This window comes from Bartonella sp. B1098 (assembly GCF_944896145.1).
Lineage (GTDB): Bacteria > Pseudomonadota > Alphaproteobacteria > Rhizobiales > Rhizobiaceae > Bartonella.
Genome location: NZ_CALYLP010000003.1, coordinates 225,481 through 249,307, shown reverse-complemented (window position 1 = coordinate 249,307; position 23,827 = coordinate 225,481). Strand labels below are relative to the sequence as shown.

Here is a 23,827-nt window from a genome sequence, read left to right as displayed (position 1 = left end):
AGGTTGGTAAATTAATTTTTAACTTAGTCCTTGGCTTGGACGGAAAATGGAGAGCTCAAATGGCGAAGAGCAAATTTGAACGAACGAAACCGCATGTTAATATTGGTACGATTGGTCACGTTGATCATGGGAAGACTTCATTGACAGCGGCGATTACGAAATTTTTTGGTGAGTTTAAAGCATACGACCAAATTGATGCAGCACCAGAAGAACGTGCCCGTGGTATTACCATTTCTACAGCACACGTTGAGTATGAAACGGAAAGCCGTCACTATGCCCACGTTGACTGTCCTGGACACGCAGATTATGTGAAAAATATGATCACAGGGGCAGCGCAGATGGATGGTGCCATTTTGGTTGTTTCTGCAGCTGATGGTCCGATGCCACAGACCCGTGAGCATATTTTGCTTGCTCGTCAGGTTGGAGTTCCAGCGATTGTTGTTTTCCTCAATAAAGTTGATCAAGTTGATGATGCGGAACTTTTGGAACTTGTAGAGCTTGAGGTTCGGGAACTTTTATCCAAATATGATTTTCCAGGAGATGAAATCCCAATTGTAAAAGGTTCTGCGTTAGCTGCCCTTGAGGACAAGGATAAAAGCATTGGTGAAGATGCGGTTCGTCTTTTGATGAGTGAGGTTGATAATTATATTCCAACCCCTGAACGTCCTGTTGATCAACCATTCTTGATGCCGATAGAAGATGTATTTTCGATATCGGGACGTGGAACGGTTGTTACGGGTCGTGTTGAGCGTGGTGTTATTAAAGTTGGCGAGGAAATTGAGATTATCGGTATTCGTCCAACATCTAAGACGACGGTGACAGGTGTTGAAATGTTCCGCAAGCTTTTAGACCAAGGTCAAGCTGGTGATAATATTGGCGCGCTACTTCGTGGTGTTGATCGTGAAGGGATTGAGCGTGGTCAGGTATTGGCGAAGCCTGGGTCTGTTACCCCTCATACACGTTTTAAAGCCGAGGCTTACATTTTGACGAAAGATGAAGGGGGGCGTCATACGCCGTTTTTCACGAATTATCGTCCACAGTTTTACTTCCGTACGACGGATGTTACGGGTATTGTTACGCTTCCAGAGGGAACGGAAATGGTTATGCCCGGTGATAATGTTGCGATGGATGTGTCACTGATTGTGCCGATAGCGATGGAAGAGAAGCTTCGTTTTGCTATTCGTGAAGGTGGTCGTACTGTTGGTGCCGGTATCGTCTCTAAGATCATTGAATAAATAATGCTTGTTGAGCGCCTTAATTATTGAAGGCGTTTTATATGACAGGGAAATAAAGAGCATGAACAGTCAAAATATTCGCATTCGCTTGAAAGCGTTTGATCATAGAATTCTTGATACATCGACACGTGAGATTGTATCGACTGCTAAGCGGACTGGTGCAAATGTCCGTGGTCCTATTCCGCTTCCGACGCGGATTGAGAAATTTACGGTCAATCGTGGACCGCATATCGATAAGAAGAGTCGTGAGCAGTTTGAAATGCGTACGCATAAGCGTCTTCTTGATATTGTTGATCCAACGCCGCAAACAGTGGATGCGCTTATGAAGCTCGATCTTTCTGCTGGTGTGGATGTAGAAATTAAGCTCTGAGGTTTGAGGACAGAAGGAACAGACCCGATGCGTTCAGGTGTAATAGCACAGAAGCTGGGCATGACCCGTATTTATAATGATGCTGGTGAGCATGTGCCGGTGACAGTACTTCGTTTGGAGAATTGTCAAGTCGTTGCTCAGCGTACAGTTGAAAAGAATGGTTATACTGCTGTTCAATTAGGTGTAGGCTTTGCTAAGGTTAAGAATACTTCACAAGCTCTTCGTGGACATTTTGCTAAGGCTTCTGTTGAGCCTAAAGCCAAAATAGCAGAGTTTCGTGTGAGCCCCGATAATCTTCTTGATATCGGTACAGAGATTACAGTGGAACATTTTGTTCCAGGACAGAGAGTTGATGTGACTGGTACCAGTATTGGTAAGGGGTTTGCTGGTGTTATGAAACGGCACAACTTTGGCGGGCATCGTGCTTCCCATGGTAATTCGATTACACATCGTGCACATGGTTCTACGGGACAGTGCCAAGATCCTGGTAAAGTATTTAAAGGGAAAAAAATGGCTGGCCATATGGGGCAGGTGCGTGTAACAACACAAAATATTGAAGTTATTTCCACTGATATTGAACGTGGTTTAATTTTAGTGCGTGGTGCTGTTTCTGGTTCGAAGGGTTCCTGGATCTTGGTAAGAGATGCCGTGAAGAAACCTCTTCCTGATAATGTTCCAAAGCCTGCTGGTATTCGCCGTCTTGTGAAGGAGAAAACAGAAATGGTTACTCCGGTGACGGAAACCTCTGAAATTGAGGGAGCCTAATAATGGATCTTGTAATTAAAACACTTGATGGCAATGAAGCTGGTAAATTAAAAGTTTCTGAATCTATCTTTGATCTTGTTCCGCGTGAGGACATTTTACAACGTGTTGTTCGTTGGCAGCTTGCTCGTCGTCAACAGGGAACGCATCAGTCCCAAGGGCGATCTGATGTGTCACGAACGGGGGCAAAGATGTTTAAACAAAAGGGAACTGGGCGTGCTCGACATTCATCTGCACGTGCACCACAGTTTCGAGGTGGGGGTAAAGCACATGGGCCGGTGGTTCGTAGCCATGCGCATGATCTTCCTAAAAAGATTCGTGCTCTTGGGTTACGTCTTGCTTTATCTGCAAAATTAAAAGCAAAAGATTTAATTATTGTGGATGAGTTGACTGTTAAAGATGCTAAAACGAAAAAGCTTGTTTCTCATTTTTCTAAACTTGGCTTTAATAATGCTCTGTTGATTGGTGGTAAAGAGATTGATATTAACTTTTCTCGTGCAGCATCGAATATCCCTAATATTGATATTTTGCCCATTCAGGGAATTAATGTTTATGATATTTTGCGTCGCAGCAAACTTGTTTTATCAAAGGCAGCTGTTGAGGCTCTTGAGGAGCGTTTTAAATGACAGATCTTCGCCATTATGATGTAATTATTAGTCCAGTTATTACTGAAAAGTCGACTATGATTTCTGAATATAATCAAGTTGCTTTTAATGTCGCGCCGAAAGCGACAAAACCTGAAATTAAGGCTGCTGTTGAAGCGCTTTTTAGCGTAAAAGTGAAAGCAGTTAACACGATCGTTCGTAAGGGTAAAGTGAAACGTTTTAAAGGTATTGTTGGTCGGCAGAGTGATGTCAAAAAAGCGATCGTAACTCTGGCCAGTGGTCAGACTATCGACGTTTCGACAGGTCTTTAAAGAGGCTCGGAGATAGGAATAATGGCACTTAAGCAATTTAATCCAATGACACCTGGGCAGCGTCAGCTTGTCATTGTGGATCGTTCTTGTCTTTATAAGGGAAAACCCGTAAAGATGTTAACGGAAGGTTTGTCTTCAAAGGGTGGGCGTAATAATCGTGGTCGTGTTACCGCTCGTTTTCAGGGTGGTGGTCATAAACGGAGTTATCGGTTTGTCGACTTTAAGCGTCTTAAGCGTGATGTTTCAGCGAAAGTTGAGCGTTTAGAGTATGATCCTAATCGCACTGCTTTTATCGCACTCATTCGCTATGAGGATGGACAATTAAGTTATATTCTTGCACCACAACGTCTTGGTGTTGGAGATTCTATTATAGCTGGTTCAAATGTTGATGTAAAACCAGGGAATGCTATGCCCCTTGGTAATATGCCGGTAGGCACAATTATTCATAATGTTGAAATGAAGCCAGGAAAAGGAGGGCAGATCGCACGTTCAGCTGGTACTTATGCACAGTTGGTTGGGCGTGATCAAGGAATGGCTATTCTTCGTCTTAATTCTGGAGAACAGCGTTTGGTCTCTAGCAGCTGTTTTGCAACTGTTGGTGCTGTGTCAAATCCTGATCATGGGAATATTAATGATGGTAAGGCGGGTCGGTCACGTTGGCGTGGTAAGCGTCCACATGTTCGTGGTGTTGCAATGAATCCCGTTGATCATCCACACGGTGGTGGTGAAGGTCGTACATCGGGGGGACGTCATCCAGTGTCTCCTTGGGGTAAACCTACAAAAGGTAAGCGTACGCGCTCCAATAAAGCCACTGATAAGTTTATTATGCGTACGCGTCATCAGCGCAAGAAATAAGAAAGGTAGTCTGAAGTGGTTCGTTCAGTTTGGAAAGGTCCGTTTGTTGACGGCTATCTTCTTGGTAAAGCAGAGAAGGTACGTGCAAGTGGGCGCAATGAAGTTATAAAAATATGGAGTCGTCGCTCTACTATTTTGCCGCAATTTGTTGGTTTAACTTTTGGTGTTTACAACGGCAATAAGCATATTCCTGTTTCTGTTTCTGAAGAGATGGTTGGACATAAGTTTGGTGAGTTTGCTCCTACCCGGACTTATTATGGTCATGGTGCCGATAAAAAAGCGAAGAGGAAGTAGGAATGGGAAAAGCTAAGGTTCCGCGCCAGCTTGAAGATAATGAAGCAAAGGCTGTCACACGAACAATTCGTGTTAGTCCGCAGAAGCTTAATTTGGTTGCTGCAATGATTCGTGGTAAAAGAGTTAATGTGGCGCTTGCTGATTTAACATTTTCGCGTAAACGTATTGCTGCTACTGTGAAAAAAACGCTTGAATCAGCGATTGCAAATGCAGAAAATAACCACGATCTTGATATTGATTCGCTTGTTGTAGCAGAAGCTTATGTTGGTAAGTCGATCGTGATGAAGCGCTTTCATGTTCGTGGTCGCGGGCGTGCGAGTCGAATTGAGCGTCCATTTTCACATCTTACTGTTATTGTTCGTGAAGTTAGCGAAAAAGTGGAGGCCGCATAATGGGTCAGAAGATCAATCCAATAGGACTTCGTCTGGGTGTTAATCGGACCTGGGATTCTCGTTGGTATGCTGATAGTGGTGAATATGGGCGTCTTCTTCATGAAGATTTGAAAATTCGTTCTTATGTGCTTGAAGAACTTAAACAGGCAGCGATTTCTAAGGTTGTGATTGAACGCCCTCATAAAAAGTGTCGTGTTACGATTCATTCTGCACGTCCTGGTTTGATTATCGGTAAAAAGGGTGCTGATATCGAAAAGCTTCGTCGTAAGCTTTCAGAAATGACTAATGCTGAGACTTCGTTGAATATTGTAGAGATTCGTAAACCAGAGATTGATGCGACGATTATTGCACAATCAATTGCTCAACAGTTAGAGCGTCGTGTTGCTTTTCGTCGTGCCATGAAGCGTGCTGTTCAGTCTGCTATGCGTCTTGGTGCAGAAGGTATTCGTATCAATTGTTCTGGTCGTCTTGGTGGTGCTGAAATTGCGCGTATGGAATGGTATCGTGAAGGTCGTGTTCCACTTCATACCTTGCGTTCTGATGTCGATTACGGTACAGCAGAAGCTAAGACCGCTTACGGTATTTGTGGTATTAAAGTTTGGGTCTTTAAGGGTGAGATTCTTGAACATGATCCGATGGCTTCAGAACGTCGTGCTACGGAAGCTGATCAATCTGGTTCTTCATCGAATCGTCGCCGCGAGAATGCTTAGTTTTTGAGATTGAACTAAAATTTGGAGTAGAGAACAATGTTGCAGCCAAAGCGCACAAAGTTCCGTAAGCAGTTCAAGGGCCGTATTCACGGTGTTGCGAAGGGTGGTACGGATTTAAATTTCGGTGCCTACGGTTTGAAGGCTGTTGAGCCGGAGCGGGTTACTGCTCGTCAAATTGAAGCGGCACGTCGTGCGATTACACGTTATATGAAACGTTCTGGTCGTGTGTGGATTCGCATTTTTCCAGATCTTCCGGTTACATCTAAACCAACGGAAGTTCGTATGGGTAAAGGTAAGGGAAGTGTTGATTATTGGGCTGCACGTGTTGCTCCTGGGCGCGTCATGTTTGAGCTTGATGGGGTTCCTGAAGATGTTGCACGTGAAGCTTTGAGGTTGGGTGCTGCAAAGTTGCCTATCAAAACGCGTTTCATCCAGCGGATTGCTGAATAAAGAGGTTAAGCGATGAAAGCCAGAGAATTACGGGCGCAAACGCTCGACCAAATGAAAGATGAGTTGGCTAAATTAAAGAAAGAACAATTTAATTTACGCTTTCAAAAAGCAACAGGTCAATTAGAAAAGACTGCACGTGTTAGACAAGTTCGTCGTGATATTGCGCGCATTAAGACTTTTCTTCGTCAAAAGGTAAGTGAAAGTAAGGTTTAAGGAAATAAGAGATGCCTAAACGCGTTTTGCAGGGTGTTGTTATTAGCGACAAAAGCGATAAGACTGTTGTTGTCAAAGTTGAGCGTCGTTATTCTCATCCGCTTCTTAAGAAGACTGTTCGGCAGTCTAAAAATTATAAAGCGCATGATGAAAACAACCAATTTAAGATTGGGGATCAAGTTTCTATTCAAGAATCTAGACCAATTTCGAAAGATAAATGTTGGATTGTTGTAAAAGACAATGTAGCGTAATCAGTTAAGTTTATTGTTTTTAGAATTTAACAGTGGTTTTTCATTGATAAATTTCAAAACGATGACTTTATGTTTATTTGGCAGGCAAATCTGATTGTGTAATAAAAGATACAAGCAGATATATGTGTTAAGAAAAGGTGGCCAGTCATGATTCAGATGCAGACAAACCTCGACGTTGCTGATAATTCTGGTGCTCGTCGTGTCATGTGCATCAAGGTGTTAGGCGGTTCAAAGCGGAAATATGCTTCGGTCGGTGACATTATTGTTGTTTCGGTTAAGGATGCTATTCCTCGTGGCCGTGTTAAAAAAGGTGATGTTATGAAAGCTGTTGTGGTGCGTACTGCTAAGGATATTCGTCGCGCAGATGGTAGCGTCATTCGTTTTGATAGTAATGCTGCGGTTTTAGTGGATAATAAAAGAGAGCCGATCGGTACGCGTATCTTTGGGCCTGTCCCCCGTGAATTGCGTGGGAGGAATCATATGAAGATCATCTCACTCGCTCCTGAAGTGCTGTAAGGAGTTAATGTTATGCAGAAGATTCGAAAAGGTGATAGAGTTGTTGTTTTATCCGGTAAGGATAAAGGATCGAGTGGTGAAGTAATTAAGGTTAGTCCAAAAGAGAATAAGGCTTTTGTTCGTGGGATTAATATGATTAAACGTCATCAACGTCAAACGCAGAAGCAAGAAGCTGGAATTATTTCTAAAGAAGCTCCGATTCATCTGTCTAATTTGGCGATTGCTGATCCTAAAGATGGTAAGCCTACGCGTGTAGGCTTTCGCGTGAATGCAGATGGTAATAAGGTACGTTTTGCCAAGCGTTCGGGAGAGTTGATTAATGGCTGAGGAAAGACAAATACCGCGTATGAAAGCGTATTATTTTGAGGTGATTCGTAAAGCACTTCAAGAGAAGTTTAATTATAAAAATGCGATGCAAATTCCGCGGATTGATAAAATTGTAATTAATATGGGGATAGGTGAAGCAACTGCTGATTCAAAGAAGCCTTCCCTTGCTGCTGAGGATTTAGGTCTCATAACAGGTCAGAAGGCTGTTGTTACTCGTGCGCGTAATTCTATTGCGACCTTTAAAGTTCGTGAAGGAATGCCTCTCGGGGCTAAAGTGACATTGCGTAAGGATCGTATGTTTGAGTTTTTGGATCGTCTTGTTACGATTGCTCTTCCGCGCGTTCGTGACTTTCGTGGTTTAAATCCAAAGAGTTTTGATGGTCGTGGCAATTTTGCTATGGGTATTAAAGAACACATTGTGTTTCCAGAAATCAACTATGATAAAGTTGATCAAATTTGGGGCATGGATATTATCGTTTGTACGACAGCAAAAACGGATGATGAGGCGCGTGAGTTATTGCGTGCTTTTAATTTTCCTTTTCGTTCGTAACGGCAAACGTAGCGAGGTAAAATTATGGCCAAAGTGAGTGCCGTTGAAAAAAATAAGCGTCGTGAGGTGATGGTGAAGCGTTATGCTGCACGTCGTGCACGTTTGAAAGCAATCGTTATGGATCAGAAGGTTTCTCTTGAGGAACGTTTTAAAGCTTCTGTTCAGTTGGCAGAATTGCCGCGCAATTCTTCGAAAGTTCGTATTCGTAATCGCTGTGAGGTTTCGGGTCGTCCTCGGGCTTATTATCGTAAGTTAAAAATGTCACGGATTGCATTGCGTGAACTTGGCTCTATTGGCCATATTCCTGGTATTGTAAAGTCTAGTTGGTAAGAGGAGATTATTTAATGTCTATGTCAGATCCTCTTGGTGATATGTTAACACGTATTCGTAATGCACTTGGTCGTAAAAAAGGCAAAGTGGTTACTCCAGCTTCGAAGCTTCGTGCGCACGTTCTTGATGTTCTTCAGTCGGAAGGTTATATTCGCGGATATAATCGCGTTGATTTGGGTGATGGAAAAGCCGAACTTGAAATCGAATTGAAGTATTTTGAGGGGATGGCTGCTATTCGTGAGATTTCGCGTGTGTCAAAGCCTGGTCGTCGTGTGTATGTCTCTGCTAAGTCACTTCCACAGGTGGCAAATGGTTTAGGTATTTCGATCTTATCGACTCCTAAAGGTGTTATGGCTGATTATGAAGCGCGTGAACAGAATGTTGGTGGAGAACTCCTTTGTCGTGTTTTCTAATTATGTCCAAGAAAACAGAAGAAAAGTAGGTTAGAACAATGTCTCGTATTGGAAAAAAGCCCATTTCAATTCCTTCTGGAGTTACTGCTACTGTTGAAGGTCAGCTTGTTAAGGCAAAAGGTCCAAAAGGTGAATTAAGTTACGTCGTTAATGATGAAGTCTTAGTTAAATTCGAGGACAATGTCATATCCGTTATGCCGCGGGATCAGTCAAAAGATGCGCGCTCTAAATGGGGTATGTCACGTTCAATGATTGAAAACATTTTTTGTGGTGTAAAAGATGGTTTTGAAAAAAGGTTAGAGATCAATGGGGTTGGTTATCGTGCAGCTTTACAGGGTAAGGATATTCAACTCTCTCTAGGCTTTTCGCATGATGTGGTTTATAAAGTTCCATCGGGTGTTACTGTAACTGTTCCTAAGCCCACAGAGATTGTTATTTCTGGAATTGATAAACAGCAAGTTGGACAAGTTGCAGCGGAGATTCGCGAGTATCGTAGACCTGAGCCTTATAAAGGTAAAGGTGTTAAGCATGCAGATGAACGTATCTTCCGTAAAGAAGGTAAAAAGAAATAAGGATTTTGTATTATGGTTTCATCTAAGGACATTATCCAGCGTCGTGCAAGACGTGTTCGTCGTAGAATCAAGATGGTTTCTCATGATCGTCCACGGCTTAGCGTTTATCGTTCAAATCAGAACATCTACGCGCAAGTTATTGATGATTTACGGGGATGTACACTTGTTTCAGCTTCTACTCTTGAAAGTGATTTGAAAAAATCATTAAAAAGTGGGGCTGATAAAGAAGCCGCTTTTGCTGTGGGTAAGTTAATTGCTGAGCGTGCGAAGCAAGCTGGTGTTAGTGAAGTGGTTTTTGATCGTGGCGCTTATGTGTACCATGGTCGAGTAAAAGCTTTGGCTGAGGCTGCTCGTGAAGGTGGTTTGAACTTTTAAAGTTTCCTTCTTATGGATGGGGCTGGATACTTTAGAGTATTTCGTTTAAGTTCTTCCGATTTGATGTAGAGCTTTGTTATCGTGCTTCCGGAAAAGAAAAAGGAATGAGGAATGGCACAAAAAGAACGTGGTGAAAGAGAAGAACGCGATAATGAGTTTGTCGATAGACTCGTTCATATTAATCGTGTTGCTAAAGTTGTAAAGGGTGGTCGGCGTTTTGGTTTTGCTGCTCTTGTTGTCGTTGGAGATCAAAAAGGGCGTGTGGGCTTTGGACACGGTAAAGCTCGTGAAGTTCCAGAAGCCGTTCGTAAAGCAACGGAATCTGCAAAGCGTGGGATGATTTATGTCCCACTTCGGTCTGGACGTACATTGCATCATGATCTTGAAGGTCGTCACGGGGCTGGGCGTGTTTTGCTTCGTTCAGCGTCTGCTGGTACTGGTATTATTGCTGGGGGACCGATGCGTGCTATTTTTGAAGCTCTTGGTATGCAGGATGTTGTTGCAAAATCACTAGGATCATCAAATCCTTATAACATGGTTCGTGCAACATTTGATGCACTAAAACATCAAATGCATCCGAGAGATATTGCTGCTCAGCGTGGTATAAAATATTCGACTTTGCAGGCGCGTCGTCGCCATTTAGTTGACATAGAAGGGTAGTTTCTGAGATTGTCAGAAAAGGAATTAGGAAATGGTTCAGAAAAAATCTCAGAGTGGTAAAACTGTGACGGTAGAGCAAATTGGAAGCCCTATTCGAAATTCACAGATTCAGCGTGCAACCTTGAAGGGGCTTGGGCTCAATAAAATGCGTCGTCGGCGCGTTTTAGAAGATACACTTTGTGTACGGGGTATGATTGCTCGGGTTCGGCATCTTGTTCGCATTATAGATGAAGATTAAGGGTTGCAGGAGTATTAGATATGAAACTCAATGAACTACGTGATTGCAAAGGTGCAACAAAAAATCGTAAGCGTGTTGGCCGTGGTATTGGTTCGGGGACTGGTAAGACTGGTGGTCGCGGTGTGAAAGGGCAAAAATCCCGTTCTGGTGTTTCCCTTAATGGTTTTGAAGGTGGGCAAATGCCTATTTATCGGCGTTTACCAAAACGTGGATTTAAAAATTTCTTTTCTAAAGCCTATAATGAAGTTTCACTGGGACGTATTCAGTTGGCTGTTAATGCAGGTAAGTTGAACATTGAAAAGCCTGTTGATATGATTGCTTTGAAAGAGGCTGGTATTATTCGTCGAGAGAAAGATGGAGTTCGCCTTCTTTCTGATGGTGATTTGAAAGCTAAGATTATCTTTCATGTTTCTGGTGCTTCACAAGCTGCTCGTGTTAAGATCGAAAAAGTGGGTGGTCAGGTTATTTTTCCTGATGTTGTTCAATAGTTTTTTTGATATAAGTCGTGATTTCAAGAAGAATTACATCTATTCTTTTGAATATTTTGTGGAGAATTGTTTAGGTTCTGCAATTATTTATGTATAAAGATATGAATTTTAGAGTTATAGTTCTGTGATTTAAAGAACTGGAGTGTGAAGTGGAGACGTTTTATGGCATCAGCAGCAGAGCAATTTGCTTCCAATATAAACTTCGGTACCTTTTCGCGTGCAACTGAATTAAAAAAACGCATATGGTTTACTCTGGCGGCGCTTCTTGTCTATCGTTTCGGCACTTATATTTCTCTTCCAGGTATTAATATCGACGCTTTGCGACAAACATTTGAGCATCATGCATCCGGTGTCTTAGGACTTTTTAATATGTTTGCTGGAGGCGCTGTTGGGCGTATGGCAATTTTTGCCTTGGGTCTTATGCCCTATATATCGGCATCTATTATTGTACAATTACTCACGTCCGTTATTCCTTCTTTGGAAACTCTTAAAAAAGAGGGAGAGGTTGGTCGTAAGGTTATTAATCAATATACGCGTTATGTGACAGTCGTATTGGCTATTCTGCAGGCTTTTGGTATTGCGGTTGCCCTTGAAAGTGGTATAGGGACAGGGCTTCAAATTGTTGTAGAACCAGGTTTCATGTTTCGTGTCTCTTCTGTTATTACACTTGTTGGCGGGACAATGTTTCTCATGTGGCTTGGTGAGCAAATTACCTCACGCGGTGTTGGTAATGGAGTTTCTCTCATCATTTTTACAGGGATCGTAGCCAATTTTCCTTCTACTTTTGCTCAGCTTTTGACCGCGCATAGTCAGGCTGATCTATCAACTTTTCTTTTAATCGCAATCGTTTTTATTGCTGTTTTGATTATCGGACTTATTGTTTTTATAGAGCGTGCGCAACGGCGAATTATTATTCAATATCCGAAACGTCAGGTTGGTAATCAAATGTTTCAAGGCGATATGTCGCATCTTCCTTTAAAATTGAATACTGCTGGTGTTATTCCACCTATTTTTGCTTCATCTTTATTGTTATTACCCGCCACTATTAATAATTTTTCTGATAAAATGCCACAATGGATGCAAACTATTTCTTATTCTCTTGGTCATGGGCAGCCACTGTATATGATTGTTTATGCATTTTTAATGGCGTTTTTTTGCTTTTTTTATACGGCTATTGTGTTTAATCCGAGTGATACTGCGGATCAGTTGAAGAAACATTCTGGTTTTATTCCAGGAATTCGTCCAGGTGAGCGTACAGCGGAATATATTGATTATGTTTTGACGCGTATTACTGTTGTGGGTGCTATTTATATTATCTTGGTTTGTTTACTCCCTGAATTTATGATATCTGCATTCCAGGTTCCTTTTTATCTTGGGGGGACGTCTTTGTTGATTGTTGTGACTGTTACTCTTGATACGGTTGCTCAAATCCAGGGGCATCTTGTTGCACACCAATATGAAGGGTTGATAAAAAAATCAAAACTTCGTGGAGGTCGAAGAAATCGATGAGAGTGGTTCTTTTAGGTCCTCCTGGAGCAGGGAAAGGGACGCAAGCTAAAATGTTGACGGAGGAATATAATATTCCTCATTTATCAACAGGAGATATGTTGCGTGAAGCTATTGCCAAAGAAACGAAAGTTGGTAAAAAAGCTAAAGCTATTATAAGTTCTGGTGCTTTAGTTCCTGATAGTGTTGTTAATCAAATCGTATCAGATAGGATTGATGAAGCTGATTGTATAAACGGTTTTATTTTGGATGGGTATCCAAGGACTGTAGGACAGGCAGAAGCGTTACAACAGATCCTTGAGTCCAAAAATATGCGGCTTGATGCTGTTATTGAGTTGCACGTTGATGAAGACGCATTGATTGAACGTATGGCGAAGCGTGTTCAGGAGACAATAGCGGCCGGTGGACAGGTCCGTTTAGATGATAATCCTGTTGCTTTTGCAAAAAGATTAGTAGAATACCGTGAAAAAACCTCCCCTTTATCAAAATTTTATTCAGAGAGAGGAATGTTGAAGGTCATTGATGGAATGATTGGTATTGCTGAGGTGACACGTATGATTAAAGGTTTTTTTTCATAAGATTTTTTTTAGAAATAAATGAAAATAGTTGACTTTTGAGATAAAATCTATCACAAACAACTTTAATTTATTTCAGTTAATTAAGCGGATTCGGAAGGATTTTGTTCTGAGTCTATTTTTTTCTGTAAGGTACATCAGGTATTTTATAACGATTTGTCAACATAACTAAGGAGAGTAGGCGTGGCTCGTATTGCTGGCGTCAATATCCCGACAAATAAGCGTGTAATTATCGCGCTTCAATATATCCACGGGATTGGACCAAAATTCGCTCAAGAAATTATTGAAAAGGTTGGTATTCCTACGGGGCGTCGTGTGCATGAGCTTTCAGACGCTGAGGTGTTGCAGATTCGTGAGGCGATAGATCAGGGATATCAAGTTGAAGGTGATCTTCGTCGTGAAGTTGCTATGAATGTTAAGCGTTTGATGGACCTTGGTTGTTATCGTGGATTGCGTCATCGTCGGTCTCTGCCTGTCCGAGGACAGCGTACGCATACAAATGCTCGTACGCGTAAGGGGCCTGCTAAGGCAATCGCTGGTAAGAAGAAATAAGGATCCTTGTGAGAGGTTTTTTTGTATATTCTATTTCTTGTTGAAGTCCGTTTGACAAGGAAAAGAGGGTGGAGCTGCTGATATTACGGCAGTGTTGAGATCATTGAAAGGAAAAATATGGCCAAGGAAGCCACACGTGTTCGTCGTCGCGAACGTAAAAATATTTCATCGGGTGTTGTGCATATCAATTCAACATTTAATAATACAATGATTACGATTACTGATGCTCAGGGGAATGCGATTGCGTGGTCATCTGCAGGGGCTCAAGGGTTTAAAGGGGCACGTAAATCTACACCTTTTGCCGCTCAAGTCGCTGCGGAAGATTGTGCGAGAAAAGCACAAGAACATGGTATGCGTTCTTTGGAAGTTGAAGTTTGTGGTCCTGGGGCAGGGCGTGAATCTGCTTTACGTGCGTTGCAATCTGTTGGTTTTGTCATTACTTCTATTCGTGATGTAACACCAATTCCTCATAATGGATGTCGTCCGCGGAAACGGCGGCGTGTTTAATTGGGTGTTGTTTTTTGTTGTCGGAGATTTCTCTGATGTTCACATTGGTCGTTACGATTGAATGGTAACGGAACTAAAGAACGGGAATAAAAATATGATCCAGAAAAACTGGCAGGAACTTATTAAACCCAATAAGGTTGAATCATGTGCGCATGATAATCCGAATATTACAAGCGTAATTGCTGAGCCTCTCGAGCGAGGATTTGGTTTAACGCTAGGAAATGCACTTCGTCGTGTGTTGTTATCTTCGCTTCGTGGGGCTGCTATTACTGCTGTGCAGATTGATGGTGTCTTACATGAATTTTCATCTATTCCAGGTGTTCGTGAAGATGTGACGGATATCATCCTGAATATAAAGGAAATTGCACTTCGTATGGAAGAAGAAGGGCCTAAACGTCTCGTCGTTTATAAAGAAGGTCCTGGTGTGGTGAAAGCAGGAGATATTAATACGGTTGGGGATATGGAAATTCTCAATCCAGATCATGTTATCTGCACCCTTGATGAAGAGGCTGAAATTCGTATGGAATTTATTGTCAATACAGGGAAGGGGTATGTTCCATCTGATCGGAATTATGTTGATGATGGTCGTATAGGACTTATTCCAATTGATAGTCTTTATTCGCCAATTCGTAAAGTGTCTTATAAAGTGGAAAATACGCGTGAAGGCCAAGTTCTCGATTATGATAAATTGACGTTAACGATTGAAACGAATGGTGCTGTTAATGGAGAAGATGCTGTTGCGTTTGCAGCACGCATTCTTCAGGATCAATTATCGTTATTTATTAACTTTGAAGAGCCGCAGAAGGAGCCTGTTGAAGAGGCGGATTCTGAGCTTTCCTTTAATCCTGCACTTCTTAAAAAAGTCGATGAATTAGAACTTTCTGTTCGTTCGGCAAATTGTCTTAAAAATGATAATATTGTCTATATTGGTGATCTTATTCAAAAAACAGAATCTGAAATGCTTCGGACACCAAATTTTGGTCGTAAGTCATTGAATGAAATTAAAGAAGTTTTGGCATGTATGGGGTTACATCTTGGAATGGAAATTCCTGCATGGCCGCCTGAAAACATTGATGATCTTGCTAAACGCTATGAAGATCAGTATTAAAATTAGAATTTAAGGAGAGGGCTTATGCGCCATAGTAACTCAGGCCGCAAGTTGAACCGGACTGCCAGTCACCGTAAAGCGATGTTTGCAAATATGGCAACTTCGTTGATCGAGCATGAGCAGATTGTGACAACACTTCCAAAGGCTAAAGAAATTCGTCCTATTGTTGAAAAACTTGTTACTCTCGGTAAGCGTGGTGGTTTGCACGCGCGTCGACAAGCGATTGCAGCACTTCGTGATACAGGGAAAGTTGCAAAGTTATTTGATACACTGGCGCCGCGTTATGCATCACGCAACGGTGGCTATTTGCGTATTATGAAAGCGGGGTTTCGTACCGGTGATAATGCGCCCATGGCTGTCATAGAATTTGTTGATCGCGATGTCGAAGCAAAAGGGGCAGCGGATCGCGCTCGTATCGAGGCTTCAGAGAATGAGAAGGGTATGTCCTCATAAGTTTTTTATTCTATTGCATTTTAAAAGGCCGCCTTTTCTTAGGCGGTTTTTTTATGCGTATTTTTGAAGTTTTTTTACTTGAAAAATAGATGGTGAAAGAAAATTATAGGATATTGAATTATTTGATTTTTATAATATTTACTGTTTAAGTAGGTTGTTTTTATTCTCTATTATGAAATATTAATAGATATCCTTCATTTGCGGGGTTGTTTTTTTAAATTCTATGAATCTTCAACAGAATGGGCTGATTTTATAAGGAGTAGATTATGAGGTATTCTTTTTGGGTGCGGCTTTTTTTTGCGGTTATGATGCTGATATCGTTTGATCATGTATATGCTCATGTTCCTCAAACACAAAAAGAAATCACTCTTTCATTTGCTCCTTTAGTTAAAAAGACAGTTCCATCTGTTGTCAATATTTATGCAGCTCGACAAATTAGAGCGCGATCACCTTTTGAGGGTGATCCATTTTTTGAGCAGTTTTTTGGTCGTTTGCAAAATAATTTTCCTGTCCGTAAGCAATCATCATTAGGGTCAGGGGTGATTGTTGATGCGCGTGGTTTGATTGTTACAAATTACCACGTCATTAAAGATGCAAGCGAAATTAAAGTAGCTTTTTCTGATGGGCGAGAATTTGAGAGTAAGGTCGTGCTCAAAGATGAAGCAACGGATATTGCTATTTTGGAAGTTGATGTAAAAGATACTCAGTTTCCTGTTCTTCCTTTGGGGGATTCTGATACTGTTGAAGTTGGTGATCTTGTTCTAGCTATTGGTAATCCTTTTGGTGTTGGTCAAACGGTTACAAGTGGTATTGTTTCAGCGCAAGCGCGTACACGTGTTGGGATTTCCGATTTTGACTTTTTTATTCAAACAGATGCTGCCATTAATCCAGGAAATTCTGGTGGCGCTTTAATTGATATGAAAGGTCAATTAATCGGAATTAATACGGCTATTTATTCACGTTCCGGTGGTTCTGTAGGGATTGGTTTTGCTATTCCAGTTAATCTTGTAAAAGTGATGCTTGATACCGTTAAACGCGGTGGAAAACATTTTGTGCCACCTTATATTGGGGCATCCTTTCAAAATGTTACACCTGATATTGCTAGTGGTTTAGGTTTAGAACGGCCCTATGGTGCTCTTATTATTGAAGTTATCAAAGACAGTCCTGCTGAAAAAGCTGGTTTGAAAGTAGGTGATGTTATTTTGAGTGTGCAGGGGGTGCGCGTTGATAGTCCAGATAGTCTTGGCTATCGTTTGATGACAGCGGACGTTGGCCATAGTCTTGCTTTAGAATATTTACGAGGCGGAAAAACTTTAAAAACACAGATAAAGGTTGCATCGATATCGGAAACTGCATTTTTAAAATCTGAAAAAATTACAGGTGACAGTCCTCTCGCCGGTGCTGAAGTGTTAGATTTAACACCGCAAAATAGTCGACGTTTTCATCTTCCTATATCGGCAAAGGGTGTTGTGATTACCAATCTTGATGAAATGAGCTATGCTGCGGGAATTTTTCGGCCCGGAGATATTTTACGTGTTGTCAATGGCTATAAGATTCAAACAGTTCATCAGTTGAAAAAGATTCTTATGCAGACGCGTTCGCGTACTTGGCAATTGGAATATGAACGTGATGGTATGTATATTCGCCAATTTATTCGTTGAGGTTTTTTTTGAAGAAAGATTTTTTTACTTCGTCGATCGACCCTAAAGTTAATAAAAATCAGCCACTTGCAGAAAGAATGCGTCCTTGTTCTCTCAATGACGTTGTGGGACAAAAACATTTAATTGGAGAGGATGGTTTGCTTTCACGGATGGTGGCAGCGGGCTCAATTGGATCGATGATTTTTTGGGGGCCTCCAGGGACAGGAAAAACAACGGTTGCACGTTTGTTAGCACTTGAAACAAATTTCGCATTTGAACGAATTTCTGCTATTTTTACAGGCGTTTCTGAACTTAAAAAGATTTTTGAAGTTGCACAGAGGCGTTTTATGTCTGGGGATAAAACGCTTCTTTTTGTTGATGAAATTCATCGGTTTAATCGTGCACAGCAGGATAGTTTTCTTCCTGTGATGGAAGATGGTACGGTGATCCTGATCGGTGCAACAACTGAAAATCCTTCTTTTGAACTTAATGCTGCTCTTCTTTCGCGTGCGCGGGTTTTAACATTTCTTTCTCATGATCATGAAAGTTTAGGCATGCTTTTGAAGCGTGCTGAAAAAGTGGTAGGAAAGTTGCTTCCTTTGGATGATGGGGCCAGAGACGTTTTGATAGGGATGTCTGATGGTGATGCGCGGGTAGCATTGACATTAGCAGAGGAAGTTTGGTCTGTCGTGCGTCCCGGAGAGATTCTTGATGCTGGTGCGTTGCAAAAAGTTATTCAGCGTCGTGCACCCATTTATGATAAAGGACGAGATGGGCACTATAATCTCATTTCAGCGTTGCATAAATCTGTTCGTGGCTCTGATCCTGATGCGGCACTTTATTATTTAGCTCGTATGTTGGATGCTGGTGAAGATCCTCTCTATATTGGGCGAAGATTGGTTCGTATGGCTGTTGAAGATGTTGGTTTGGCGGATCCTCAAGCTCTTGTCATTTGTAATGCAGCAAAAGACGCCTATGATTACTTAGGATCACCAGAAGGAGAATTGGCTTTGGCGCAGGCATGTCTCTATGTTGCAACTGCACCAAAGTCAAATGCGACATATCTCGCGTATAAAGCTGCACGGCGTTGCGCACAAAAAAATGGTTCTTTACCGCCTCCTAAACATATCCTTAATGCACCGACGAAATTGATGAAGGAGGAAGAGTACGGAGAGGGTTATTGTTATGACCATGATGAACCGGATGCTTTCTCTGGACAAGAATATTTTCCTGAAAAACTTGGGCGCCAGAGTTATTATAAACCAGTTGAGCGTGGATTTGAGCGTGAAATTGTGAAGCGTCTTGAATGGTGGAAACAATTGCGCAAAAAACGTAAAAACCAACCATAAAATTGGGATTAGAACACATTTTTTATTGATTTTGAATTTATTTTTTATTCCTCATGTCGTTGTATGAACTTTAGTTTATATTTAAACACTTATTGCATTATCCGTTTTAAGAAATATGTCGTTCAACTCTTAAAGCTACTTTATTTTTGTGGTTTTAATTGACTAAGATATTGATTAATAATCATTATTAACTGTTTTGTATGTTGAATGAGAGCTCCAAATACCGTACGATTCTCTCATTCTAAATCTCATTAATCACAACCATTCGCTTGTATGTTACATGCTGGATTAATATGTGATAAAAGCTGCACAGGAAAAAACTAAAAATGGCTTTAATATGCAAACACAAAGGTGTTCTGTTCTTTGATGCAGTAGGGGGTGGTTTTGATTGATGAAGCGTTTTTATGTGCTTAAGGGGGAATTTTTTCTTTCAGGACTTAATCATAGGGGTAAGCAGGAAGGTTAAACATTGTGTTGAAATTTAAATTGTTGCTTTTCTAGAGAGAGATGAATATGTTAACTTACTCTCTTATATTAAAGTATTATTTTATTTTGAGTTTATGTTGTGTCATAAGATAGGGAATGCCAATTCTTTATTTTACTGGTCATGATATGTTATAAACATAACGTAAGAGTAAGGATGAAAATAGTCTGTGAAAATTTAAACTCAAGGCTTTAGTTAAATTAAAAGAGCAATATACACTTTAAGTGTTAGATTATTATGAATCGGTCAAGGATATAATCGTGGATAAAACAAAAGCTCTCGATGCTGCTCTCTCACAAATTGAACGTTCTTTTGGTAAAGGCTCGATTATGCGTCTTGGGCAAAAAGAGCAAGTTGTTGAAATTGAAACCGTTCCAACAGGATCATTATCCTTGGATATTGCTTTAGGGATTGGTGGGTTACCTAAGGGGCGTATTGTGGAGATCTATGGACCAGAAAGTTCTGGGAAGACAACATTGGCTCTGCATGCTATTGCTGAGGCTCAAAAAGGGGGAGGAATCTGTGCTTTTATTGATGCTGAACATGCGCTTGATCCTATCTATGCGCGTAAGCTTGGTGTTGATTTAGAGAATTTGTTCATTTCTCAGCCAGATACCGGTGAACAGGCATTAGAAATTACGGAAACGTTGGTTCGTTCTGGGGCCGTTGATGTGCTTGTTGTGGATTCTGTTGCAGCTTTAACACCACGAGCGGAAATTGATGGTGAAATGGGCGATGCTTTACCAGGATTACAGGCGCGATTGATGAGCAAAGCTTTGCGGAAACTCACGGCTTCTATTTTTCGCTCTAACTGTATGGTGATTTTTATTAATCAAATTCGCATGAAAATTGGTGTGATGTTTGGTTCGCCTGAAACCACGACAGGTGGGAATGCTTTAAAGTTTTATGCTTCTGTTCGTTTGGATATTCGCCGTATTGGGTCTATTAAAGATCGCGATATGATTGTTGGTAATCAGACCCGTGTTAAAGTGGTGAAGAATAAGTTGGCTCCTCCCTTCAAACAGGTTGAGTTTGATATTATTTATGGGGAAGGGATTTCCAAGATAGGTGAATTGATTGATTTAGGAGTCAAAGTGGGTATCGTAGAAAAATCTGGCTCGTGGTTTTCTTATAATTCTCAACGTTTAGGGCAGGGACGTGAAAATGCAAAACAGTTTTTACGCGAGCATGCAGAAATAGCGGCAGAAATTGAAACGGCTTTGCGTCAAAATGCTGGTTTGATTGCGATTGAATTGTTAGAAAACGCAGGGTCTGAAAATACGGAAAGTGATGAAGTTCTTTGATAAACCGTTTTTTCGTCTATAATTTTTTTATTTAAGATTTTTTCTGTTTTTATTTGTTTGAGTTTTTAAATATACAGTCGTTTTTTTCTCAATTTTTTTTAATAAATATTCCGTTCTTTGATTAAATTGACTCCATGCGTGGCAAAGAGGATATTTAATGGGGGGATTTTTCTTTTATGGTTTGGTGCTGTATGCTGCAGGTGTTTATATGAATAGTGTTAATAATATCCGGTCAACATTTTTGGATTATTTTCATCATCATGGGCATCAAGTTCTTTCTTCTAGCCCACTTGTTCCACGCAATGATCCTACACTCATGTTTACAAATGCAGGGATGGTGCAGTTTAAAAATGTTTTTACGGGACTTGAACAGTATCCTTATAAAAAGGCGACAACAGCACAAAAATGTGTTCGTGCGGGTGGAAAACATAATGATCTTGATAATGTTGGCTATACGGCACGCCATCATACGTTTTTTGAAATGTTGGGGAATTTTTCTTTCGGCGATTATTTCAAAGAAGAGGCCATTTTTTTATCATGGGATCTTTTAACAAAAGAATTTTGTCTACCAAAAGATAAATTGTTGGTAACCGTTTATCAAAGTGATGATGTTGCTGCTGAATTATGGCGTAAAATCTCAGGTCTTCCAGATGAAAAAATCATTCGTATTGCGACAGCTGATAATTTTTGGGCGATGGGCGATACAGGTCCTTGTGGCCCTTGTTCGGAGATTTTTTATGATCATGGTGATGAAATTTGGGGTGGTCCCCCTGGAAGTGTGGATGAAGATGGTGATCGCTTTATTGAGATTTGGAACCTTGTGTTTATGCAGTATGAGCAGCTTTCTAAGGAAGATCGTGTTGATTTACCTCATCCTTCTATTGATACCGGTATGGGATTAGAGCGTATTGCGGCTGTTTTACAGGGTGTTCATGATAATTATGACATTGATCTTTTTCGTGCATTAATTGAGGCATCAGAAGCAATCACAGGGATTGAAGCAAAGGGTGATTTTATTGCCAGCCATCGTGTTATTGCTGATCATCTTCGCTCGTGCGCATTTTTGATTGCAGATGGTGTTCTTCCTTCCAATGAGGGAAGGGGATATGTTTTACGTCGCATTATGCGACGTGCTATGCGTCATGTGCATCTTCTTGGTGTTAAAGAACCTTTAATGTGGCAGCTTTTGCCTGCTCTCATTCGCGAAATGGGACAAGCTTATCCCGAATTGGTGCGAGCTGAACCTTTGATTTCGGAAACTTTAAAATTAGAAGAAATACGTTTTCGTAAAACGCTTGAACGGGGACTGGGTTTGTTAAATGAAGAAAGTGCTCAGCTTAAGGAAGGGGATCATTTAAATGGTGAAGTTGCTTTCAAGCTTTATGATACCTATGGCTTTCCACTTGATTTGACGCAAGATGTGCTTCGGCGTCATGGAATATCTGTTGATGTTGATGCCTTTGATAAGGCGATGGAACGTCAAAAAGAAGAAGCTCGTGCTCATTGGTCTGGTTCAGGTGAAGCTGTAACGGAGACAATTTGGTTTTCTGTTCGTGATCAGGTAGGGAGTACAGAATTTTTAGGGTATGAAACAGAAAAAGCTAAAGGTATTCTTACAGCTCTTGTATGTGATGGTAAAATTGTTGATGAGGTTTCTTCAGGGCAGAAAGCCATTCTTGTGTTAAATCAGACTCCTTTTTATGGTGAATCTGGTGGGCAAATTGGTGATAGCGGTATCATTTCTAATGAAGGTTTTATTTTTGAGGTGCATGATACGCAGAAAAAGGCTGATGGTGTTTTTATTCATCTTGGAGAAGTTAAATCTGGTCATGTTAAGATCTCTGATTGTGTAGAATTAACTGTTGATGGTGTTCGTCGTAAAAAAATTCGTGCGAACCATTCTGCTACCCATCTCTTACATGAGGCTTTACGCCAAGTATTGGGATCTCATGTTACTCAAAAGGGCTCTCTTGTATCGCCGGAACGGTTACGTTTTGATTTTTCTCATCCCAAAGCTATTTCGGCAGAAGAATTGAAAAAAATAGAAGATTTAGCAAATGAGATTGTTTTGCAAAATAATAAAGTGACAACGCGCCTTATGGCTATTGGTGATGCAATTTCTGAAGGAGCAATGGCACTCTTTGGGGAAAAATATGGAGATGAAGTTCGCGTTGTTTCTATGGGAGAGTTGCTTGAAAAGGGAGATTTAAAAAGGCGTTGGTCCATTGAGCTTTGTGGAGGGACACATGTGGAAAGAACAGGGGATATTGGTCTGATTCATATTGTTTCTGAAAGTTCTGTTTCAGCTGGAGTGCGCCGTATTGAAGCTTTAACAGGTGCCGCAGCGCGTCTTTATCTTAGCCGCCAAGATATACGTATTCGTGAAATTGCTGATCTTTTAAAAACTTCTTCTTCTGATTTAGAAGAACGGGTGAGAGTTTTGCTTGATGATCGTCGTAAACTTGAAAAAGAGTTGAATGATGTACGCAAGAAAATGGTGTTGAGTGGGCGAATAACAGAAAGTGGTCAAAGTAATATTACTATTATCAATGAACTTTCTTTTATGGGATGTGTTGTAAATAATATTCCACCACGGGATCTTAAAGCACTTGTTGATTCTGGGAAAAAACAAATTGAATCTGGAGTGGTTGCTTTTATTAGTGTTTCGGAGGATGGCAAGGGGAGTGCTGTTGTTGGTGTTACGGATGATTTAACAGATAAGTTAAATGCTGTTGATCTCGTTCGTATTCTTTCAGCTATTCTTGGTGGGAAAGGCGGTGGTGGGCGTCCTGATATGGCGCAGGCTGGTGGTCCTGAGGGGAACAAGGCTGATGAGGCATTTGCAGTACTAAAAGATTTTCTAGAAAAATTTAAAAAGTAAAAAGTTTCCTTATCGGTATTTTTTGTATTTGTATGTTGAATTGGCGTATAAAAATCACGAATATCTATCGAGTGTGTTACTGAAATATAGATACAGTATTATTGAGAGAGAGAGATAACATTGTAAAGATAAAAAAGGGAGTTGCGTTAGCAAGATTGTGTTGTGCTTCATGCTTTTGTTTATGAGCTGACGGATCATATATTTCATGAAGGATATGCTATTATATTGATTTTAAAAGAAACATCTCTATCCTATTTTACAATAGGAATTGTGAAGAGGATAACGCAAGATTTATTACATAACAGTCTCTTAAGCCTATGAGACTATAAGCTATCGCTTTTTCGCTTTCAAATTGCTTAAATTATTGCTCGCTCTTCATAAGAGGTTCGTTTTTTAGAGCTGTTTTATTGGTTTCCTTTGCGGCTCATGTGTAAGAGAACAGATTTTTCTTGCAAGTTATGGAACGTAAATTAATCATATAAATCAGATAAATACTGCACAAAACTAAATATTTATATTAATTCAAGTTTTTCTCTGTGCATTTGCTGCAT

32 protein-coding genes are annotated in these 23,827 nt (G+C 40.8%); all 32 read left to right on the top strand.

The window, feature by feature from the left end; translation table 11 throughout:
- Nucleotides 1-59 precede the first annotated feature (59 nt).
- The 32 genes from tuf (at nt 60) to alaS (ending at nt 23,276) form a co-directional block, all read left to right on the top strand.
- Nucleotides 60-1,235 carry an elongation factor Tu gene (tuf, locus tag NNJ85_RS05490; RefSeq protein ID WP_005773266.1) on the top strand — a complete coding sequence of 392 codons (1,176 nt, stop codon included), beginning with the start codon at nt 60-62 and terminating at the stop codon, nt 1,233-1,235.
- Nucleotides 1,236-1,296: 61 nt separating this feature from the next.
- Nucleotides 1,297-1,605 carry a 30S ribosomal protein S10 gene (gene rpsJ, locus NNJ85_RS05485; RefSeq protein ID WP_005773267.1) on the top strand — a complete coding sequence of 103 codons (309 nt, stop codon included), beginning with the start codon at nt 1,297-1,299 and terminating at the stop codon, nt 1,603-1,605.
- A gap of 27 nt (nt 1,606-1,632) precedes the next feature.
- Entirely contained in the window at nt 1,633-2,370 is a 738-nt protein-coding gene (gene rplC, locus NNJ85_RS05480; protein WP_254474269.1) for a 50S ribosomal protein L3, read from the top strand.
- A gap of 2 nt (nt 2,371-2,372) precedes the next feature.
- On the top strand, nt 2,373-2,993 hold the full coding sequence (gene rplD, locus NNJ85_RS05475) for a 50S ribosomal protein L4 (protein ID WP_254474268.1): 621 nt from the start codon (nt 2,373-2,375) through the stop codon (nt 2,991-2,993).
- Nucleotides 2,990-3,283 carry a 50S ribosomal protein L23 gene (locus NNJ85_RS05470; RefSeq protein ID WP_005773270.1) on the top strand — a complete coding sequence of 98 codons (294 nt, stop codon included), beginning with the start codon at nt 2,990-2,992 and terminating at the stop codon, nt 3,281-3,283. The genes rplD and NNJ85_RS05470 overlap by 4 nt, the downstream gene beginning before the upstream one ends.
- Nucleotides 3,284-3,304: 21 nt before the next feature.
- Nucleotides 3,305-4,138 (top strand): 50S ribosomal protein L2, encoded by an 834-nt coding sequence (gene rplB / locus NNJ85_RS05465; RefSeq protein WP_254474265.1) that lies wholly within the window; start codon nt 3,305-3,307, stop codon nt 4,136-4,138.
- Between the two features lie 15 nt (nt 4,139-4,153).
- Nucleotides 4,154-4,432: a 30S ribosomal protein S19 gene (gene rpsS, locus NNJ85_RS05460; RefSeq protein ID WP_004855734.1), complete on the top strand. Its 279-nt coding sequence runs from the start codon at nt 4,154-4,156 to the stop codon at nt 4,430-4,432.
- A gap of 2 nt (nt 4,433-4,434) precedes the next feature.
- Nucleotides 4,435-4,824 carry a 50S ribosomal protein L22 gene (gene rplV, locus NNJ85_RS05455; RefSeq protein ID WP_254474263.1) on the top strand — a complete coding sequence of 130 codons (390 nt, stop codon included), beginning with the start codon at nt 4,435-4,437 and terminating at the stop codon, nt 4,822-4,824.
- On the top strand, nt 4,824-5,534 hold the full coding sequence (rpsC, locus tag NNJ85_RS05450) for a 30S ribosomal protein S3 (protein WP_005773275.1): 711 nt from the start codon (nt 4,824-4,826) through the stop codon (nt 5,532-5,534). The genes rplV and rpsC overlap by 1 nt, the downstream gene beginning before the upstream one ends.
- 36 nt (nt 5,535-5,570) lie before the next feature.
- Nucleotides 5,571-5,984 carry a 50S ribosomal protein L16 gene (rplP, locus tag NNJ85_RS05445; RefSeq protein ID WP_005773276.1) on the top strand — a complete coding sequence of 138 codons (414 nt, stop codon included), beginning with the start codon at nt 5,571-5,573 and terminating at the stop codon, nt 5,982-5,984.
- 12 nt (nt 5,985-5,996) lie between these two features.
- Nucleotides 5,997-6,197: a 50S ribosomal protein L29 gene (rpmC, locus tag NNJ85_RS05440; RefSeq protein ID WP_005773277.1), complete on the top strand. Its 201-nt coding sequence runs from the start codon at nt 5,997-5,999 to the stop codon at nt 6,195-6,197.
- An 11-nt stretch (nt 6,198-6,208) separates the two neighbouring features.
- Complete coding sequence (gene rpsQ, locus NNJ85_RS05435) at nt 6,209-6,448, top strand: 30S ribosomal protein S17 (RefSeq protein WP_012231991.1); 240 nt, start codon at nt 6,209-6,211, stop codon at nt 6,446-6,448.
- 147 nt (nt 6,449-6,595) lie between these two features.
- Nucleotides 6,596-6,964, top strand: coding sequence for a 50S ribosomal protein L14 (gene rplN, locus NNJ85_RS05430; protein ID WP_254474261.1), 369 nt, complete (start codon nt 6,596-6,598; stop codon nt 6,962-6,964).
- 12 nt (nt 6,965-6,976) lie between these two features.
- Nucleotides 6,977-7,291 carry a 50S ribosomal protein L24 gene (gene rplX, locus NNJ85_RS05425; protein ID WP_139413396.1) on the top strand — a complete coding sequence of 105 codons (315 nt, stop codon included), beginning with the start codon at nt 6,977-6,979 and terminating at the stop codon, nt 7,289-7,291.
- Complete coding sequence (gene rplE / locus NNJ85_RS05420; protein ID WP_100129417.1) at nt 7,284-7,841, top strand: 50S ribosomal protein L5; 558 nt, start codon at nt 7,284-7,286, stop codon at nt 7,839-7,841. Before rplX ends, rplE begins: the two co-directional genes overlap by 8 nt.
- A 24-nt stretch (nt 7,842-7,865) precedes the next feature.
- The gene (rpsN, locus tag NNJ85_RS05415) at nt 7,866-8,171 is read left to right on the top strand and encodes a 30S ribosomal protein S14 (protein WP_005773283.1); all 306 of its coding nucleotides are present in this window, start codon (nt 7,866-7,868) and stop codon (nt 8,169-8,171) included.
- Between the two features lie 14 nt (nt 8,172-8,185).
- Nucleotides 8,186-8,584 (top strand): 30S ribosomal protein S8, encoded by a 399-nt coding sequence (rpsH, locus tag NNJ85_RS05410; protein WP_254474259.1) that lies wholly within the window; start codon nt 8,186-8,188, stop codon nt 8,582-8,584.
- 38 nt (nt 8,585-8,622) lie between these two features.
- Complete coding sequence (gene rplF / locus NNJ85_RS05405; RefSeq protein ID WP_005773285.1) at nt 8,623-9,156, top strand: 50S ribosomal protein L6; 534 nt, start codon at nt 8,623-8,625, stop codon at nt 9,154-9,156.
- A 12-nt stretch (nt 9,157-9,168) separates the two neighbouring features.
- Complete coding sequence (gene rplR, locus NNJ85_RS05400; RefSeq protein ID WP_254474256.1) at nt 9,169-9,531, top strand: 50S ribosomal protein L18; 363 nt, start codon at nt 9,169-9,171, stop codon at nt 9,529-9,531.
- Nucleotides 9,532-9,642: 111 nt separating this feature from the next.
- Entirely contained in the window at nt 9,643-10,191 is a 549-nt protein-coding gene (rpsE, locus tag NNJ85_RS05395) for a 30S ribosomal protein S5 (RefSeq protein WP_254474254.1), read from the top strand.
- A gap of 31 nt (nt 10,192-10,222) precedes the next feature.
- Nucleotides 10,223-10,429, top strand: coding sequence for a 50S ribosomal protein L30 (rpmD, locus tag NNJ85_RS05390; protein WP_005773288.1), 207 nt, complete (start codon nt 10,223-10,225; stop codon nt 10,427-10,429).
- Nucleotides 10,430-10,449: 20 nt separating this feature from the next.
- Nucleotides 10,450-10,917, top strand: a complete 468-nt coding sequence (rplO, locus tag NNJ85_RS05385) for a 50S ribosomal protein L15 (RefSeq protein ID WP_254474252.1) — start codon at nt 10,450-10,452, stop codon at nt 10,915-10,917.
- A 162-nt stretch (nt 10,918-11,079) separates the two neighbouring features.
- Entirely contained in the window at nt 11,080-12,426 is a 1,347-nt protein-coding gene (secY, locus tag NNJ85_RS05380; protein ID WP_254474250.1) for a preprotein translocase subunit SecY, read from the top strand.
- Nucleotides 12,423-13,001, top strand: coding sequence for an adenylate kinase (locus tag NNJ85_RS05375; protein WP_254474248.1), 579 nt, complete (start codon nt 12,423-12,425; stop codon nt 12,999-13,001). The genes secY and NNJ85_RS05375 overlap by 4 nt, the downstream gene beginning before the upstream one ends.
- Nucleotides 13,002-13,181: 180 nt before the next feature.
- Complete coding sequence (rpsM, locus tag NNJ85_RS05370) at nt 13,182-13,550, top strand: 30S ribosomal protein S13 (protein ID WP_100129410.1); 369 nt, start codon at nt 13,182-13,184, stop codon at nt 13,548-13,550.
- 117 nt (nt 13,551-13,667) lie between these two features.
- Complete coding sequence (gene rpsK / locus NNJ85_RS05365) at nt 13,668-14,057, top strand: 30S ribosomal protein S11 (protein WP_005773294.1); 390 nt, start codon at nt 13,668-13,670, stop codon at nt 14,055-14,057.
- A 94-nt stretch (nt 14,058-14,151) separates the two neighbouring features.
- On the top strand, nt 14,152-15,165 hold the full coding sequence (locus NNJ85_RS05360) for a DNA-directed RNA polymerase subunit alpha (protein WP_139413390.1): 1,014 nt from the start codon (nt 14,152-14,154) through the stop codon (nt 15,163-15,165).
- Between the two features lie 24 nt (nt 15,166-15,189).
- Nucleotides 15,190-15,618: a 50S ribosomal protein L17 gene (gene rplQ, locus NNJ85_RS05355; RefSeq protein ID WP_254474247.1), complete on the top strand. Its 429-nt coding sequence runs from the start codon at nt 15,190-15,192 to the stop codon at nt 15,616-15,618.
- Nucleotides 15,619-15,884: 266 nt separating this feature from the next.
- Complete coding sequence (locus tag NNJ85_RS05350) at nt 15,885-17,279, top strand: DegQ family serine endoprotease (protein WP_254474246.1); 1,395 nt, start codon at nt 15,885-15,887, stop codon at nt 17,277-17,279.
- Nucleotides 17,280-17,287: 8 nt separating this feature from the next.
- Nucleotides 17,288-18,607, top strand: coding sequence for a replication-associated recombination protein A (locus NNJ85_RS05345; RefSeq protein ID WP_254474245.1), 1,320 nt, complete (start codon nt 17,288-17,290; stop codon nt 18,605-18,607).
- A gap of 744 nt (nt 18,608-19,351) precedes the next feature.
- Entirely contained in the window at nt 19,352-20,395 is a 1,044-nt protein-coding gene (gene recA / locus NNJ85_RS05340; protein ID WP_254474244.1) for a recombinase RecA, read from the top strand.
- Nucleotides 20,396-20,603: 208 nt separating this feature from the next.
- Entirely contained in the window at nt 20,604-23,276 is a 2,673-nt protein-coding gene (gene alaS / locus NNJ85_RS05335; protein ID WP_254474877.1) for an alanine--tRNA ligase, read from the top strand.
- The last annotated feature ends 551 nt before the right edge of the window (nt 23,277-23,827 follow it).